A 16,399-nucleotide genomic window follows, 5' to 3' on the forward strand; every position below is an offset into this window, starting at 1 on the left:
ATAATTGACAACTAAAAATACATGTCCGAACAAAAACGACTTTTTTTACTCGATGCCTACGCACTTATATTCCGTGGTTATTATGCCTTGATCAAAAACCCGAGAATCAACTCCAAAGGAATGGACACCTCTGCGATTATGGGGTTCATGAATTCCCTGTTTGATGTAATCAAACGCGAACAGCCCGACCATTTAGCCGTGGCTTTTGACAAAGGGGGAAGTGTAGAGCGCACCGAAATGTTTGAAGCATATAAAGCTAACCGTGACGAAACCCCAGATGCCATCCGCATTGCGGTGCCATACATCCAACAAATTTTGGAGGCCATGAAGATTCCCGTGGTGGAATTGGAGGGCTATGAAGCCGATGACCTTATCGGAACCTTGGCCAAACAGGCCGAAAAAGAGAATTACAAAGTATTTATGGTAACGCCCGACAAAGATTTTGGGCAGTTGGTGAGCGAGAACATTTTTATGTACCGCCCCGCCAGAATGGGCAACGGTATCGAAATTTGGGGCATTCCCGAAGTACAAAAGCGCTTTGGCGTAAAACGTCCGGAGCAGGTAATCGACTATTTGGGAATGATGGGCGACGCCAGCGACAATATTCCCGGACTGCCCGGTGTGGGCGACAAGACCGCCAAAAAATTCATTGATCAGTTTGACTCCATGGAGGGCCTTTTGGCCAACACCGACCAATTGAAGGGCAAAATGAAGGAAAAGGTGGAAGCCAATGCTGAGCTGGGCCGTTTATCCAGGCAATTGGCAGAAATCAAAACCGATTGCGAAGTGCAATTTCACGCGGAGGATTACGAAATGTGTCCGCCAGATGCGGAAAAAGTGCAAGAAATCTTCGAAGAATTGGAGTTCCGTAGGCTGAAAGATCAATTCATCAAATTATTTACCGAAGAAGCGGAAGCGACCACCCAAGTGACCAGCACCCAAACCGCCAAGAAAGAGGCCAAAGTAGCGGGCAGTGGTCAGTTTACCCTCTTTGGTGGCGACCCGTCGGAAGCTGCGGCCACCATAAAAGACGTGAACAGCCGCATGACCATTGCCGATGTCCCCCATTTTTATCAGCATGTAAAAGATGGTTTGGGCATGGAACTGTTCCTTGAAACCTTGATGAAACAACCCTCCGTCTGTTTTGATACCGAGACTACCTCCCTGAATCCACTGGAAGCAGAATTGGTAGGTATTGCCTTTAGTTGGTCGCCCGGCAAAGGGTTTTATGTGCCCTTCCCCGATAACCATAATGATGCAAAACCACTGATTGAAAAATTACGTCCCTTCTTTGAATCGGAAACCATTGAGAAAGTAGGGCAAAACCTAAAGTACGACATTAAGGTGATGCAAAACTATGGCGTGGAGGTCAAAGGAAAATTGTTCGATACCATGCTGGCCCACTACCTCATCAATCCAGATATGCGCCATAACATGGACGTATTGGCTGAAACGTATCTCAACTATACCCCCATTTCCATAACAGAACTCATCGGCAAAAAAGGGAAAAACCAGCTCAATATGCGGGAAGTTCCTTTGGAAAAACAAACGGAGTATGCCGTGGAGGATGCAGACATAACGTTTCAACTGGGGCTGAAATTTACCCCGGAACTCAAGGATGCCCATACCGACAAGCTGTTTGATGAAATCGAAATTCCGTTAGTTCGGGTGCTTGCTGATATGGAACTGGAGGGCATCAATTTGAACGAAAGTTATCTGAAAGAATTATCGACTGCACTTGAAACGGACATTGCCGAACTGGAAAAGAAAATTTATGCAGATGCAGGCGAAGAATTCAATATTGCCTCCCCCAAACAGTTAGGCGACATCCTTTTTGGAAAGCTCAAATTGGTGGACAAGCCCAAAAAGACCAAAACAGGACAGTTTTCCACTTCGGAAGATGTACTCTCCTATTTGGCGAAAGACCATGAGATTATCCAAAATGTATTGGACTACCGAGGGCTTGCCAAACTAAAAAGCACATATGTGGATGCGTTGCCCAACGAGGTGCAACAAAAAACCGGTCGCGTGCATACCGATTATATGCAAACGGTAGCCGCTACGGGCCGTTTGAGCAGTAATAATCCCAACTTGCAAAATATTCCCATCCGTACCGAGCGAGGACGGCAAGTGCGAAAGGCCTTTATCCCACGGGATGAAAACTACGTGCTGTTAGCTGCGGATTACTCCCAAATTGAGCTGCGCATTATTGCAGCATTGAGCGAGGAAGACACCATGATCTCCGCCTTTAAAAATGGGGAGGATATTCACGCTTCCACTGCATCCAAGGTATTTAATGTACCGATTGACCAAGTAACCCGTGAGCAACGTAGCAATGCCAAAACCGTGAATTTTGGGATCATTTACGGGGTTTCGGCCTTTGGGCTGAGCAACCAAACGGATTTGAACCGTACCGAGGCCAAGGAACTCATTGAGACCTATTACAAAACCTACCCGAAATTACGCAATTACATCAGTGAGCAGATAGATTTTGCCCGGGAGCATGGCTATGTGCAGACCATTTTGGGCCGTCGCCGCTATTTAAAGGATATTAATGCAGGCAACCAAGTGGTACGCGGTGCCGCGGAACGCAACGCGGTGAACGCCCCCATTCAAGGGAGTGCTGCGGACATTATTAAGATCGCGATGATCAACATCCACAAAAAGCTTTCCGAAGGAAAATACAAGACCAAGATGTTGTTGCAGGTGCATGATGAATTGGTGTTCGATTGCTACAAACCCGAACTGGAGGAAATGAAAAAACTCATTAAATCTGAAATGGAGCACGCTTACGAACTCTCAGTGCCGCTGGATGTGGAAGTTGGGATTGGTGAGAATTGGTTGGAGGCGCATTGATTTAATTCATTTCAAATGAAACTAACCATTTTCATTGCCATTATTGTTGTCCTAAGATTTTTGCTTCCTAGATTGGTTGATTTTGGTGCCCCGAAAAAATCTGAACCTAAAAGCGAATGGCACTACCGCGTAAAATTCGCCAAACTCAACAAGGATAAATTTAAAAAAGCAACTCCTGAAGAAAAACAGGAGTTGTTGTATTACTTCACTCATAAATTAAGACAAGCTGGCAATTATAGTGAAGCTTCATTTAGAAATATGCCCGAACTGCTTCAATTGGTTTGGCTGATATACGAACTGGAAGCGGAGGTAAACAATGGAGGCTATCTTCAATTTTTCACTAATTCTTCGGGTAGATATGTTGACGAAACGTTGGACGCTTTGAAATTAATTGGTGCCACTTATAACCACAAGTTTTTAAAAAGTGCCTTTCAGGTGTTGTCAAAACACAGTGACCCCCCCAATCATCTTCACGATAAGATCAATTCAAAAAAGTTATACCAGTTTATTGATTTCCCCAAACTTTATAGTAATCCCGAACTTCAAAATGAAATGTATGAAATCGATAAAAAATTCTACCAATCCAAAGAGAATCTTTCCAAACTGAAAATGGACTATTTTGAAGACAATTGCCACAACTTGTGGACAGAACTAGAAAAAAATCATCCTAATTGATTTTGTGCAATGGCAACCTATTTTAATTAAACCCTCCAACCTCATCCTCCCCATCACCGTGCTGTCTCAGTTTTTCTGCACTTCGCTTTGGTTTGCGGGCAATGGGGAAGAAATGTGTGGAAGTGGGTGAGAATTGGTTCTAGACGCATTGATGATTGATTATTGATAAGCAAATCCTCGGATACCACAGACAACATCTAAATTGATTCATTTTTGGTGTATATTTGCACCAAATCACCACAATCATGGCAAGACAAAGCATTTCCCTTACAGAACCCAATGATGAATGGTTAAAATCCCAAGTGGACAGCAAAGAATATTCCAGCAAAAGCGAATTGGTAAACGACCTCATCCGGCAGGCTCGCAACCAACAGGCGCAATTGGACTGGATACGGGCCAAACTCACCAAGGCCGAAAACAGCGGGTTCACAACAGATAGTAAGGATGATATTTTAAAGCAATCCAAATCCTCTTAGCGTGGCCAAGTATAGGTTGAGCAATGAGGCCAAGGAAGATTTGATACGAATACACCAGTATGGCGTGGTCAAATTTGGCATTGCACAGGCCGATACCTACTTTGAAGCTTTTTTTGAACATTTTGATCGGATTGCCCAAAACCCTTTTTCCTTTGAATCCGTAGATCATATCAAAAAAGGATATAGGCGCTGTGTCTGTGGTTCGGACAGTATATTTTTTAGGCTGAACAATGATATGGTTGAAATCATGGCCATTGTGGGAAGGCAAGATTTGGGTAACTTGCTTTGATTACACGAAATTTCTTGTAATCAACTATCTTTAATCCATGGACATTAAACTCACAGAAGCCCAAAAGGTCAAAATCCTGAACTCGGACGACCTGTACGGCATTATGCAGCGCATTCTCTTGCGGGAGGACAAAATAGACCAGAACCGGGAGCACTTTTGGGTCATTGGCCTTGAGAACAACAACCGCATTTTGTTCATTGAGCTGATCAGTCTGGGCACCGTAAACCGCGCATTGGCCGAGCCCATGGAGGTATTTAGCCTGGCCCTGCAAAAAAGGGCCGTAAAAATCATCCTGTGCCACAACCACCCTACGGGCGAACTCACGCCCACGGAGGTGGACAAGGACATTACCGACCGCCTTATACAAGTGGGCATCATCGTGAACACCCATGTGCTGGACCATTTGATCATCTCCACCAAAAGCTACCTGAGCTTTAAGGACATTGGGCTTATGGACGAACTTTTGGAGAGCACCCAGTACGTACCCAGCTACATTTTGGAAAAACGCTTTAAAAAAGAGGCCGCCGACATCGCCAAACGAAAGCGTGAAATTGAAATCGCTCGAGAAATGAAGGGAAAGGGAATGGATGTAGAAACTATTTCCGAAATCACCGGACTTTCCGTGGAGGAGGTGAAAAAACTAAGGGCGAAGCGGAAGAAATAGTATAAACCAAAATTAAACTTGAAGAATCAAGATTAGACACCATATCAAACTAAACTGCACATAAAAATGAAACCTATCAAACTACTTTTGTTATTGCTTACAGTAGCATTGGCAAGCTGTGGCAACCCAAAACCAGAAACCGAGGAAACTACCCAATCACAAGAGACTGCATCAGACGATCGTGAATTCTATCAACTGAAAATCTATTCTTTCAGCTCCGAAGAACAAGAGGCCATAGTGGACAATTACCTTCAGAACGCCTTTATGCCCGCTGTAAAAAGACAGGGTATCGACAAGGTCGGGGTTTTTAAATCACGTCCAACCGAAACTGACACAGTTCAGAAAACCTTTGTACTGTTACCTTTTGAAGATTTCGGACAGTTCCAGACGTTGGAGGAAAAAATCATGAAAGACAGCACCTATGTAAGTACTGGCAGCCAATATATCGATGCGAATTACGACAATCCGCCTTATGATCGCATCCAATCCATACTGATGCGTGCCTTTGTTGATATGCCCCAAATGAAAACACCCGATTTGGAGAGTCCAAGGTCGGAGCGGATTTATGAACTACGCAGTTATGAATCTCCGACGGAAAAATATTATTGGAACAAAGTGGATATGTTCAATGCGGGAGGAGAAGTAAAGCTGTTTGACCGACTGGGATTTAACGCTGTATTTTACGGTGAAGTGCTCTCCGGGCCCAAAATGCCCAATTTAATGTACATGACCACACATCCCGATATGGCCACTAGGGACAAGAACTGGGAAGCTTTTGTGGATTCTCCAGAATGGAAGGCACTGATTGCCATGCCCGAATATGAAAACAATGTGAACCATGCTGATATATGGCTCTTGTACCCCACTGAATATTCCGATTATTAGGTAATTCGAACTTGAAGTATCACATGACGGAATTGATTTTTTTTACCAGCAAAACCTGCGGGGTTTGCAAGGTCCTAAAGCCTAAACTCCTTGAGGCGGTTCAAGAAAACTTCCCAAAAGTAGGCATCCGTTTGGTGGATGTGGAAGAGGAAGAAGCGTTTACGGGACAATCCATGGTATTTACCCTTCCGGTAGTCATCATCAAGGTCGACGACAAGGAAATGTACCGTTTCGCCCGGAGTTTTTCGGTCTATGAAGTGTTGGAAAAACTGAAGCGGTTGAGTACGTTATCCTCTTGAAGCAGCTTTGATACATTAGTCGGATAACTCCTCCATTGTTTTATGTATTTTTAAGGCACTAGGGAAGTATCCCAATAATTAGTTAGTAACCTCAAACCAATCCAATGAGAAAAATATGTGTTTTAGGAATTGCATTACTGGCAACGGCACAACTACTGTCCCAAGAAGGCACTTTGTTGTTGCGTGAGCCCACCTTGAGCAACAATTCCTTAGTGTTTGTACACGCCAACGACCTTTGGAAAGCCCCACTTAGCGGTGGCGAAGCCCAACGCCTTACCAGCGGGGTGGGCAACGAGTCCGATCCCCGTTTTTCAAAGGACGGAAAATGGATTGCCTTTACCGCAGAATACGATGGCAACAGCGATGTGTATGTGATACCTTCGGATGGGGGCACACCCAAACGGATTACCTTCCACCCTGCAATGGACGAAGTACAGGGGTGGACACCTGATGGAACTATCTTGTTTCGTTCCACCCGAAATGCACGACCGACCATGACAAGTCAGTTTTTTACCGTTTCACCAAACGGAGGACTGCCCATAGCATTGGAAATACCTAGAGGGGCCTATGGCAATATCTCTGCCGACGGTTCACATATCGCCTACACTCCCATCACTTCGTGGGACCCCGAATGGCGAAACTATCGTGGTGGACAGGCCATGCCCATTTGGATCGTAAATTTGGATACCTACGAATTAATGACTACCCCTCAATTGGACCAAGAACGTCATTTGTACCCCGTATGGTCGGGCAACAAGGTGTATTACCTTTCGGAACGCGACTACACCAGTAACGTATGGAGCTTCGATATCAACACCAAGACCGAGGAACAGATTACGTTTCACAAAAAATTTGATGTAAAAAACTTGGATGTCCGTGGCAACCAATTGGTCTATGAGCAAGGAGGTCGCTTACACGTAATAGACCTGACCTCAAAGCAAAGCAATCCTTTGACCATAACCGTGAAGGGCGATTTGAACTTCAGCCGCGAGCGATGGGAAGAGGTTTCGGCGAATTCGGTGCGAAACGCAAACATTTCGCCCAATGGAAAAAGGGCCATTTTTGAACATCGTGGCGATATTTTCACCTTCCCTAAAGAAGAAGGTAGCTGGAGAAACATAACCCAATCCTCCGGGGTAGCGGACCGGTATCCCGTGTGGTCGCCCAAAGGCGATAAAATTGCATGGTTTTCCGACCGCAGCGGGGAGTATCAATTGGTGGTTTCCGATCAATATGGGAATGACCAAAAATCCTATCCTTTGGAAAACCCGACCTTCTACTTTCAACCGGATTGGTCCCCCAACGGCAAACTGATTGCCTATACCGATACGGATTACAATATGTGGTACGTGAACATTGAATCGGGAAAAGTGGTCAAGGTCGATACAGACCGTTATGCCCACCCAAACAGGACAATGAATCCCGTTTGGTCGCCCGATAGCCGCTGGATTACCTATGAAAAACAACAGGACAGTCATTTTAAAGCCATTTTTATTTACGACACCCAAACCGGAAAAACGGTTCAGGTAACGGAAGGAACGGCTGATGCCACAAGTCCCATTTGGGATGTTTCTGGTGAATACCTGTACTTTTTAGCCAGCACCGATTATGGCCTGGCATCGGGTTGGTTGGATATGAGCTCTTATGATCCAAGAGTTACCCGGAGTTTGTACGCTTTGGTATTGAGTGCTTCGGGCAAGGCCCCGAACCTTCCCGAAACTGATGAAGAAAGCTCCAAACCGGAAGAAAGTTCATCGGACAAGGGACCCAAATCAAAAAAGGATGACAAAAAAGAAGAAGAATCGACATCCAAGCCTGTGGTAATCGATTTTACCAACATTCAGGATAGGGTGGTCGCGTTGGAGCTTTCTGCTAGGGACTATCAGTTTATACAGTCTGGTCCCGAAAAGCAAATTTTTGTGGCTGAAGCAATTCCCAATACCTCTGGCCTAAAAGTGCATTCTTATGATGTTGCAAAAGAAAAAGCCACTGATTTTGCCGAAGGCGTTAACTTTATGCGAACCTCCACGAATGGGGCACATGCATTGGTCAAAAATTCAGGTGGTTGGATGATTACCGATACCAAGGCCTCCCCAAAACCAGAGGACAAACTAAGCATCAATGCCCAAATAAAAATTGACCCTAAAGCGGAATACGCACAAATCTTTAAGGAAGGTTGGCGCTACATGAGGGATTTTCTTTATGTCGATAACGTCCACGGTGCTCCCTGGGACAAAGTCTACAGTTGGTACCAACCTTGGATCAAACACGTAAAACATAGAACCGATCTCAACTACGTGGTCGATATCCTGAGTGGAGAGGTGGCCATTGGCCATTCCTATGTTTCCGGTGGGGACATGCCCGATGTGGACCGCGTTCCCGTTGGTCTTTTGGGAGCGGATTTTGAGGTGAACAACGGCCACTATCAAATCAAAAAAATATATACCGGAGAACACTGGAACCCAGAGTTGCGCGCTCCTTTGGCCATGCCAGGTATGGATGTCAAGGAAGGGGATTACCTTGTTAGCATTAACGGCAAAGCGCTATCCGCCAACAAGAATATGTATGAATTATTGGCCCAGACTGCAGACCGTACCATCAACATCCAAGTAAACAGCAAACCAAGTATGGAAGGTTCGCGAATGCTCACCGTAAAGCCTGTTGCCAACGAGTATCAACTACGGTATATGGACTGGGTGGAGGAAAATCGAAGGAAGGTGGACGAACTTTCGGAAGGTAAATTGGCCTATGTGTACATTCCAAACACCAGTGGCAATGGCTTCCGTAGTTTTAACAAGTACTACTTCTCCCAACAGGATAAAAAAGGGGTCATTTTGGATGAGCGTAACAATGGTGGCGGTTCGGCAGCCGATTATATGATCGACATCATGTCCAGGGAACCTTTTGGATATTTCAACAGTAAAGCCAATGATAATCGTCCTTGGACCAGTCCCATAGCGGGAATATGGGGACCAAAAGTAATGATCATTAATGAACGTGCAGGATCTGGAGGGGATTTATTGCCCTATATGTTCAAGGAAAAAGGACTGGGGCCTTTGGTAGGTACCCGAACCTGGGGAGGACTTGTTGGGACTTGGGACACCCCGCCCTTTATTGATGGAGGACGGATGGTAGCTCCCCGAGGCGGCTTTTACAACAATGATGGCGAATGGGATGTGGAAGGAAAAGGGATTTCCCCGGACATCGAAGTGATTCAAGCACCAAAGGAGGTAGTTGCTGGAAAAGACCCCCAATTGGAACGTGCCGTACAAGAAGCATTGAAGCTCTTGGAAACCCAAGAATTTATAATAAAGCCGGAACCTGATGCCCCCGTGCGATGGAAGCGTTCCGCAGGCTATGATGAAGAAGGAAATCAATAATTTTGAACTTATATCAAACTAAAAAAGGCACCGAATCGGTGCCTTTTTCATTCCTTTTCATAGCATAATGATCAATTGCCAAAACTATTGGCCAATCGTGGTTTTTGACTTTTGCTCCCAATAAACAAATCCGTAAGCGGTTTAAAGTGTCGCTTCCACTGGTAGGGAGCAAAGTCAAACCACAATTTAACTTCGGGGGCATTGCCCTTCTCCACCGTAAAACCATCCTCAATTTGAAAATCCAGACGGTTAAATGAGTTGGCGGATTCGGTCACCCCATCTTGGTAGACAAACTGGTTGCCCCATCCCGCCATATAAAATCGCAATGCAGTGTATCTACCATCGGGTAAAGAAAGTACGCTTTTGGAACGTATAAAATTACCAGAAGCAATTCCTTTTAGGGTAACCGGGTTCTGCCCAGGAAAATCTATTATAAAGTGTTCATTGCCTTGTTCGTCCAATGCGGAGAACTTGGTAATGTTGAGCGACATTTCTGAAACATTGAGCGAGGTAGCTGCCTCATTCTTCAAGATCAATTCCGCTCCCTTTGTATCGGAGCCATACCAGTCTGCCATTACACTCGGGGTGTAAACTGCTGTTGACCATATCGTTGGATAAATATTCATCTTTTTCATAGCAATTGTATATCTAAAGTTATACAGGTACAAAGTTGCGGTGGTTTTCCCGACCTCGCGTCCAATAGATTATCCAGTTTATATGCTCTATTAACACAAAATATAGTTTTTAATATTTTTTAGGTTAATATGACATAAAATTAACCTTTATACAACTTACAGCAGTATCTTTCCTGTGTATGAAAGTGGACTATATTTTTTTATTGCTTGCCCTGGTTGCCGAAATCATCGGAACCATTGGAGGCTTTGGCTCGTCGGTGTTTTTTGTTCCCTTGGGCAACTTTTACTTTGACTTCTATTCCGTACTGGGCATGACGGCCATTTTCCACCTATCCAGTAACGTTAGTAAGATTTTCCTGTTCAAAAAAGGGCTGGACAAAAAACTATTGCTCTACATCGGAGTACCTTCCGTCCTCTTTGTAATTCTGGGAGGATTTCTTTCTAAAATGGTCAACAGTGGTGCCCTCGAAATCGTGTTGGGCGCCTTTTTGGTCGTTTTCAGTTTGCTGTTTCTTATCAAAAGTGAAATCATTGTCCTTCCTAACAAAAAAAACTCTATTATCGGGGGGTCTTTATCAGGCTTTTCCGCAGGACTCCTGGGTACAGGGGGTGCCATCCGGGGTCTTACCATGGCGGCATTTAATTTGGAGAAGAGTGCCTTTATTGCTACTTCAGCTTTTATCGATTTTATGATTGATTTCTCTCGGACCTTTGTATACTACGGCAATGGATATATTGGTAAACAAGAACTGACCTATTTGCCGTTTTTGTTTGCCATTGGATTGATTGGCACGTATTTGGGCAAAAAAATACTCAATTACATCCCTCAGGAAAAATTTAGAAAAATCAGTTTAATTTTAATTCTATTGATTGGTCTGGTCACTATAGCCAAATTGACCTTTGACCATTGGGATTAGTTTTCTTCGTAGTTCTCCCCGATTTGGTCCAAGACCCTTAGAAAGGTTTCAAAATCTGAAGCATCGACATCTTTCACGGCAAGTCTCCTTAATGCTAAAGCACTTGGCAGGGTAATATCCAAGATTTCTTGTCCTTTTGGGGTCAATTCCAATTTAAAACGCTTTTGATCCCCATCAAAACGGGTTTTGGAAATCCAACCTTTACGCTCCAAGCCTCCGATTACCCGCGAGATTGTCGCCCGATTACGAAAATTCTCGTTGACAATGTCCCTTTGACTGGCATCTTCACCCATTTGATGGATTTGATAGAGAATCACCCATTGCTCTATGGTCGTATCCACGCCGAGTTCATCAAACTTGCGTAGATATGCTTTTTGAATCTTACGGAGTACCAAATCCAAGTGGAACCCCATCCCCTGTATTTCATCTATACGACTGAGCATGTTTTAAAGAATAGCCACAAAAATAGGGATTCCAATTTTCACAACTGCCATTGACAACGAGCGTCAAAAATTTTAACTCAAAATTGAGTAGGTGAAATCGTTTTCGTGTTCAAAAATTATTATTTTTGTTGTTAATGCAACAAAATAAAACTGAACAATAAAAATATAAACGAATCATGGAAACATCAACACTTCCAAAAGGAGCAAATACATCAGAGGATTTTATGCCGATAAACGGTACCGACTACGTGGAACTTTACGTAGGGAATTCCAAACAAGCGGCACACTACTACAAAACTGCCTTTGGCTTTCAATCCTACGCGCAAGCTGGTTTGGAAACCGGTCTCCAAGACCGCGAAAGTTATGTGGTGGTGCAAGATAAAATCCGTTTGGTACTGACTTCCCCTTTGAAGAGCGGAACGGAAATCGGAAAGCACATCGACAAACACGGGGATGGCGTAAAAGTGGTGGCCCTTTGGGTGGATGATGCGACAGTAGCATACAACAATGCCATGGAGCGTGGAGCAAAATCGTATATGGAACCCAAGGTAGAAGAGGATAAAGATGGAAAGGTAGTCCGTGCCGGAATTTACACCTATGGTGAAACAGTTCACATTTTTGTAGAACGCAAAGATTACAATGGAACTTTTCTTCCTGGCTATAAAAAATGGGAAACACCCGACTACAATCCTGAACCTACAGGCTTAAAATTTGTGGACCACATGGTAGGTAACGTAGGATGGAACAAAATGAACCATTGGGTAAAGTTTTATGAAGATGTGTTGGGATTCAAGAACATTCTTTCTTTTGATGACAAGGATATATCCACCGAATACACTGCTTTAATGAGCAAGGTAATGAGCAATGGAAACGGAAGGATCAAATTCCCTATCAATGAACCCGCCGAGGGCCAGAAAAAATCCCAGGTAGAAGAATATTTGGATTTTTATGAAGACGAGGGCGTGCAGCACATTGCCGTGGCCACAGATGACATCATTAAAACTGTTCGCGATTTAAGAAGTCGTGGCGTGGAATTCCTACGTGTTCCTGCCACCTATTACGATGCGGTTACCGACCGTGTAGGTGAAATTGACGAGGACATTGCCCCGTTGAAAGAATTGGGGATCCTTGTAGACCGTGATGACGAAGGGTATCTGCTACAAATCTTTACCAAGCCCGTGGAACCAAGACCAACGATGTTCTTCGAAATTATCCAAAGAAAGGGCGCACAATCATTTGGAAAAGGTAACTTTAAAGCATTGTTCGAGGCCATAGAGCGCGAGCAAGAGCTTCGTGGCACATTGCATTAAACATAGTTAAGAGTGATGAGTTATGGGTTATTGAATTCCAGACTCATAACTCATAACTTTAAACTCAAAACTGATAAAAATGCCTATATACCATAAACTCGGGAAAATTCCGCAGAAGCGGCACACCCAATTCGAGAAACCCGATGGCGGGCTTTATTATGAGCAGCTTTTCGGTACTATCGGTTTTGATGGGATGTCCTCGCTTTCCTATCACATTCACAGACCCACACAGGTCAAGGAAATAGGAAAAGCCTTGGACGTGAGCCCAAAAATTGCCGTGGAGAAGAATATTACCAGCCGCAAGTTCATCGGTTTTGACGTAGCCCCAAAAGATGATTTTTTGGAATCGCGCGAACCACTTTTGGTCAACAACGACGTTCATGTAGGTTTGGCCGCACCCCGAAAATCCGTTACGGACTATTTCTATAAGAATGCGGATGCGGACGAAATGCTCTTCATCCACAAAGGGTCGGGAACGCTCAAAACCTTTTTGGGGAACATTCCGTTTGAATATGGGGATTACCTCATTATTCCCAGAGGGATGATCTATCAAATCGAATTTGATACAGAGGACAACCGCATACTTTATGCCGAATCCTTCCATCCCATTTATACCCCAAAACGCTATCGTAACTGGTTTGGGCAGCTATTGGAGCACTCCCCTTTTTGTGAGCGCGACTACAAATTGCCACAGGACCTTGAGACCTTTGATGAAAAAGGAGAATTTTTGATGAAAATCAAAAAGCAGGGCATGTTGCACCAATTGGTCTATGCCACACATCCTTTTGATGTAGTGGGTTGGGACGGTTACAACTTCCCATACGGATTTTCCATCCATAACTTTGAACCGATAACAGGGCGCGTACACCAACCGCCACCTGTTCACCAAACTTTTGAGACAGGTGCTTTTGTGGTGTGTTCGTTCTGCCCAAGGTTATATGATTACCATCCAAAATCCATTCCTGCACCTTACAATCATTCCAATATTGATTCGGATGAAGTGCTGTACTACGTGGATGGTGATTTTATGAGCCGTACAGGGATAGGACCAGGCTATATTTCATTGCATCCAGCGGGTATTCCACATGGGCCGCACCCTGGCACTTATGAAGCAAGTATCGGTAAAAAGGGCACGGAGGAGTTGGCAGTGATGATTGACACTTTCAAACCTTTACAGGTTACAGAGAACGCTCTCAAAATTGATGATGGCAAGTATTATAAATCGTGGTTGGAGTAAAATTGATAGTTTTAAACGTCATTTCGAAATGAGCATAGCGATTGAGAAATCTAAGATTGAGATTTCTCACATTCGTTCGAAATGACATATTAGATTCCCTTTTTAACGGGAATGACATATAAAACCATATATGATCATAGAAATACCCGAAAACTCAGATTTTTCGATTCACAATATTCCCTTCGGGATTTTTTCCACGCAGAACCGAAGCCCACGCGTAGGAGTCGCCATCGGAGACCATATTTTGGATTTGGCCGCCGTGGCCGAATTGGATGTGTTCGACTTTAACACGGCCTTGTTGGAAAAAGATACCTTGAATGATTTTATTTCGCTTGGTAAAGAAATCACTACACGGGTACGCAAAAAGATTCAGTATTGGCTAAAAGATGATGAATCGGTTTTGGCAGGTAGGCCAGAACTCTTCGTGAAGCAGTCCGAGGCTCAAATGCACATGCCCGTAGCGGTTGGGGACTATACCGATTTTTATTCGAGTCTGGAACACGCCACCAATGTGGGCAAAATGTTCCGCGACCCTGAAAATGCCCTTTTGCCCAATTGGAAGCACATTCCTGTGGGCTACCATGGCAGGGCAAGTTCTATTATCGTAAGCGGGCAGCCCATTCATCGTCCCAAAGGACAGACATTGCCCAATGGTGCTGAGCTCCCCGTTTTTGGTCCAACAGAACGTTTGGATTTTGAATTGGAAATGGGCTTTATCTGCGGTAAGGAGACCCAATTGGGCGAATCCATCTCTACCAAGGAGGCTGAAAATTATATTTTTGGTTTGATATTGTTCAACGATTGGTCTGCCAGAGATATCCAAAAATGGGAGTATGTCCCGCTTGGGCCGTTCTTGGCGAAGAATTTCGCTTCATCCATTTCGCCTTGGGTCGTTACTTTGGAAGCCTTGGAGCCCTTCAAACTAGCAGGGCCCAAACAAGAACCCGAGGTTTTACCCTATTTAAAGTTTGAGGGTAAAAAAAATTATGACATCAATCTAGAAGTCGGTATCACTCCAGAACAAGGTGAAGAAACCACTATTTGCTTTAGCAACTTTAAATATATGTACTGGAATATGGCCCAACAATTGGCACACCATACTGTAAACGGATGTAACATCAATATTGGTGACATGATGGCTTCGGGAACTATTTCAGGTAAAGAAGAAAACAGCTTTGGCTCCATGCTTGAATTATCCTGGGGAGGTAACAACCCCATCAAACTGAAAGATGGAACCGAACGAAAATTTATAGAAGATGGTGATACGGTGACTATGCGAGGTTACGCTCAAAATGGCGATATTAGAGTCGGATTTGGCGAAGTGACCACTAAAGTGCTGCCCGCTAAATGATTTTGGTAGCTGAGCGCAGTCGAAGTCCCCTTAACTGAAAACGAATAGAGATTCCTGCCTTCGCAGGAATGACAGAAAATCAAAATACATGATCAAAACCATAGACCCAACCACCATACCGCAACCCGAACTGTACAGTATTTTATCGACCGCAGTGGCTCCGCGACCGATTTGCTTTGCCAGCACGGTGGATGCAGAAGGCAATGTGAACCTAAGTCCGTTCAGCTTTTTTAATGTATTCAGTTCCAATCCGCCCGTAATGGTGTTTTCCCCGGCTCGAAGCGGCAGGGACAATTCCCTGAAACATACCCATCAAAATGTTGTGGAAGTGCCTGAAGTGGTCATTAATGTCGTAAACCACAAAATGGCGGAACAGATGTCGCTCTCCAGCACGGCCTATGATAAGGGGGTGAACGAATTCGTGAAAGCTGGTTTTACCCAAGTGCCCAGCGTGAAAGTGAAGCCACCGCGAGTAGGCGAGGCTCCCGTTTCGTTCGAATGTACAGTTTTGGAAGTAGTGGAGATTGCCCAAACCCCAGGAGCGGGAAACTTGATCATTGCCCAAGTGGACATGATTCATATCAACGATGAGTACCTTACAGATGATATATTGGACACCGAAAAGTTGGACTTGGTGGGACGTATGGGCGGCAATTGGTATATCCGGGCCATTAAAGAATCCTTGTTCGAGATTCCAAAACCTATCCGCACCCATGGTATTGGGGTTGATGCCTTGCCGAAAGGTATTAGAGAAAGCGATGTGCTCACAGGGAACAATTTGGGCCGTTTGGGAAATTTGGAACAATTACCTTCTCCCGAGGATGTTAAAATCATAGTAGCCAACGAAGGAATAGAAAATACCTCCAGAACCGAACTGCACACTCTGGCCAAAAAGCTATTGGAAGAAGGTGATACGGAAAAGGCAATGGCTTATTTGTTGTTTGCGGAGGGTTTATCAAAATAGCATCCTTTTAAAATTTAA

The 16,399-nt window shown here is 44.3% G+C and carries 15 protein-coding genes; 13 read left to right on the plus strand and 2 right to left on the minus strand.

Annotated elements, in window-relative coordinates; all coding sequences use genetic code 11:
• Positions 1 to 21: 21 nt before the first annotated feature.
• The 8 genes from polA to GO009_RS06395 all read left to right on the plus strand — a co-directional run bounded on the left by polA (position 22) and on the right by GO009_RS06395 (position 9,524).
• The gene (gene polA, locus GO009_RS06360) at positions 22 to 2,856 is read left to right on the plus strand and encodes a DNA polymerase I (RefSeq protein ID WP_163625377.1); all 2,835 of its coding nucleotides are present in this window, start codon (positions 22 to 24) and stop codon (positions 2,854 to 2,856) included.
• A gap of 15 nt (positions 2,857 to 2,871) precedes the next feature.
• On the plus strand, positions 2,872 to 3,531 hold the full coding sequence (locus tag GO009_RS06365; RefSeq protein ID WP_163625378.1) for a DMP19 family protein: 660 nt from the start codon (positions 2,872 to 2,874) through the stop codon (positions 3,529 to 3,531).
• A 245-nt stretch (positions 3,532 to 3,776) separates the two neighbouring features.
• On the plus strand, positions 3,777 to 4,007 hold the full coding sequence (locus GO009_RS06370; protein WP_163625379.1) for a type II toxin-antitoxin system ParD family antitoxin: 231 nt from the start codon (positions 3,777 to 3,779) through the stop codon (positions 4,005 to 4,007).
• A gap of 1 nt (position 4,008) precedes the next feature.
• Positions 4,009 to 4,296 carry a type II toxin-antitoxin system RelE/ParE family toxin gene (locus tag GO009_RS06375; protein WP_163625380.1) on the plus strand — a complete coding sequence of 96 codons (288 nt, stop codon included), beginning with the start codon at positions 4,009 to 4,011 and terminating at the stop codon, positions 4,294 to 4,296.
• Positions 4,297 to 4,333: 37 nt separating this feature from the next.
• Positions 4,334 to 4,960 carry a JAB domain-containing protein gene (locus GO009_RS06380; RefSeq protein WP_163625381.1) on the plus strand — a complete coding sequence of 209 codons (627 nt, stop codon included), beginning with the start codon at positions 4,334 to 4,336 and terminating at the stop codon, positions 4,958 to 4,960.
• A 66-nt stretch (positions 4,961 to 5,026) separates the two neighbouring features.
• The gene (locus tag GO009_RS06385; RefSeq protein ID WP_163625382.1) at positions 5,027 to 5,845 is read left to right on the plus strand and encodes an NIPSNAP family protein; all 819 of its coding nucleotides are present in this window, start codon (positions 5,027 to 5,029) and stop codon (positions 5,843 to 5,845) included.
• Between the two features lie 23 nt (positions 5,846 to 5,868).
• Positions 5,869 to 6,144, plus strand: coding sequence for a co-chaperone YbbN (locus GO009_RS06390; protein WP_163625383.1), 276 nt, complete (start codon positions 5,869 to 5,871; stop codon positions 6,142 to 6,144).
• Between the two features lie 104 nt (positions 6,145 to 6,248).
• Positions 6,249 to 9,524, plus strand: coding sequence for a S41 family peptidase (locus GO009_RS06395; protein WP_163625384.1), 3,276 nt, complete (start codon positions 6,249 to 6,251; stop codon positions 9,522 to 9,524).
• Between the two features lie 71 nt (positions 9,525 to 9,595).
• On the opposite strand, the gene GO009_RS06400 is transcribed toward GO009_RS06395, so the two are convergent.
• Positions 9,596 to 10,159 carry a hypothetical protein gene (locus GO009_RS06400; RefSeq protein WP_163625385.1) on the minus strand — a complete coding sequence of 188 codons (564 nt, stop codon included), beginning with the start codon at positions 10,157 to 10,159 and terminating at the stop codon, positions 9,596 to 9,598.
• A gap of 179 nt (positions 10,160 to 10,338) precedes the next feature.
• Between GO009_RS06400 and GO009_RS06405 the strand changes: the two genes are divergently transcribed.
• Positions 10,339 to 11,076 (plus strand): sulfite exporter TauE/SafE family protein, encoded by a 738-nt coding sequence (locus tag GO009_RS06405; RefSeq protein WP_163625386.1) that lies wholly within the window; start codon positions 10,339 to 10,341, stop codon positions 11,074 to 11,076.
• Here GO009_RS06405 and GO009_RS06410 read toward each other — a convergent pair.
• Positions 11,073 to 11,519: a MarR family winged helix-turn-helix transcriptional regulator gene (locus tag GO009_RS06410; protein WP_163625387.1), complete on the minus strand. Its 447-nt coding sequence runs from the start codon at positions 11,517 to 11,519 to the stop codon at positions 11,073 to 11,075. The two genes, GO009_RS06405 and GO009_RS06410, sit on opposite strands and share 4 nt — an antisense overlap.
• Positions 11,520 to 11,695: 176 nt before the next feature.
• On the opposite strand from GO009_RS06410, the gene hppD reads away from it, so the two are divergent.
• The 4 genes from hppD (at position 11,696) to GO009_RS06430 (ending at position 16,381) form a co-directional block, all read left to right on the plus strand.
• Positions 11,696 to 12,829, plus strand: a complete 1,134-nt coding sequence (gene hppD / locus GO009_RS06415; RefSeq protein ID WP_163625388.1) for a 4-hydroxyphenylpyruvate dioxygenase — start codon at positions 11,696 to 11,698, stop codon at positions 12,827 to 12,829.
• A gap of 79 nt (positions 12,830 to 12,908) precedes the next feature.
• Positions 12,909 to 14,066, plus strand: a complete 1,158-nt coding sequence (locus GO009_RS06420; protein WP_163625389.1) for a homogentisate 1,2-dioxygenase — start codon at positions 12,909 to 12,911, stop codon at positions 14,064 to 14,066.
• A 130-nt stretch (positions 14,067 to 14,196) separates the two neighbouring features.
• The gene (gene fahA / locus GO009_RS06425) at positions 14,197 to 15,417 is read left to right on the plus strand and encodes a fumarylacetoacetase (protein WP_163625390.1); all 1,221 of its coding nucleotides are present in this window, start codon (positions 14,197 to 14,199) and stop codon (positions 15,415 to 15,417) included.
• An 88-nt stretch (positions 15,418 to 15,505) separates the two neighbouring features.
• Complete coding sequence (locus tag GO009_RS06430; RefSeq protein ID WP_163625391.1) at positions 15,506 to 16,381, plus strand: flavin reductase family protein; 876 nt, start codon at positions 15,506 to 15,508, stop codon at positions 16,379 to 16,381.
• The last annotated feature ends 18 nt before the right edge of the window (positions 16,382 to 16,399 follow it).

Origin of the sequence: Allomuricauda sp. TY007 (assembly GCF_010468565.1) — a bacterium.
Classification (GTDB): Bacteria; Bacteroidota; Bacteroidia; order Flavobacteriales; family Flavobacteriaceae; genus Flagellimonas.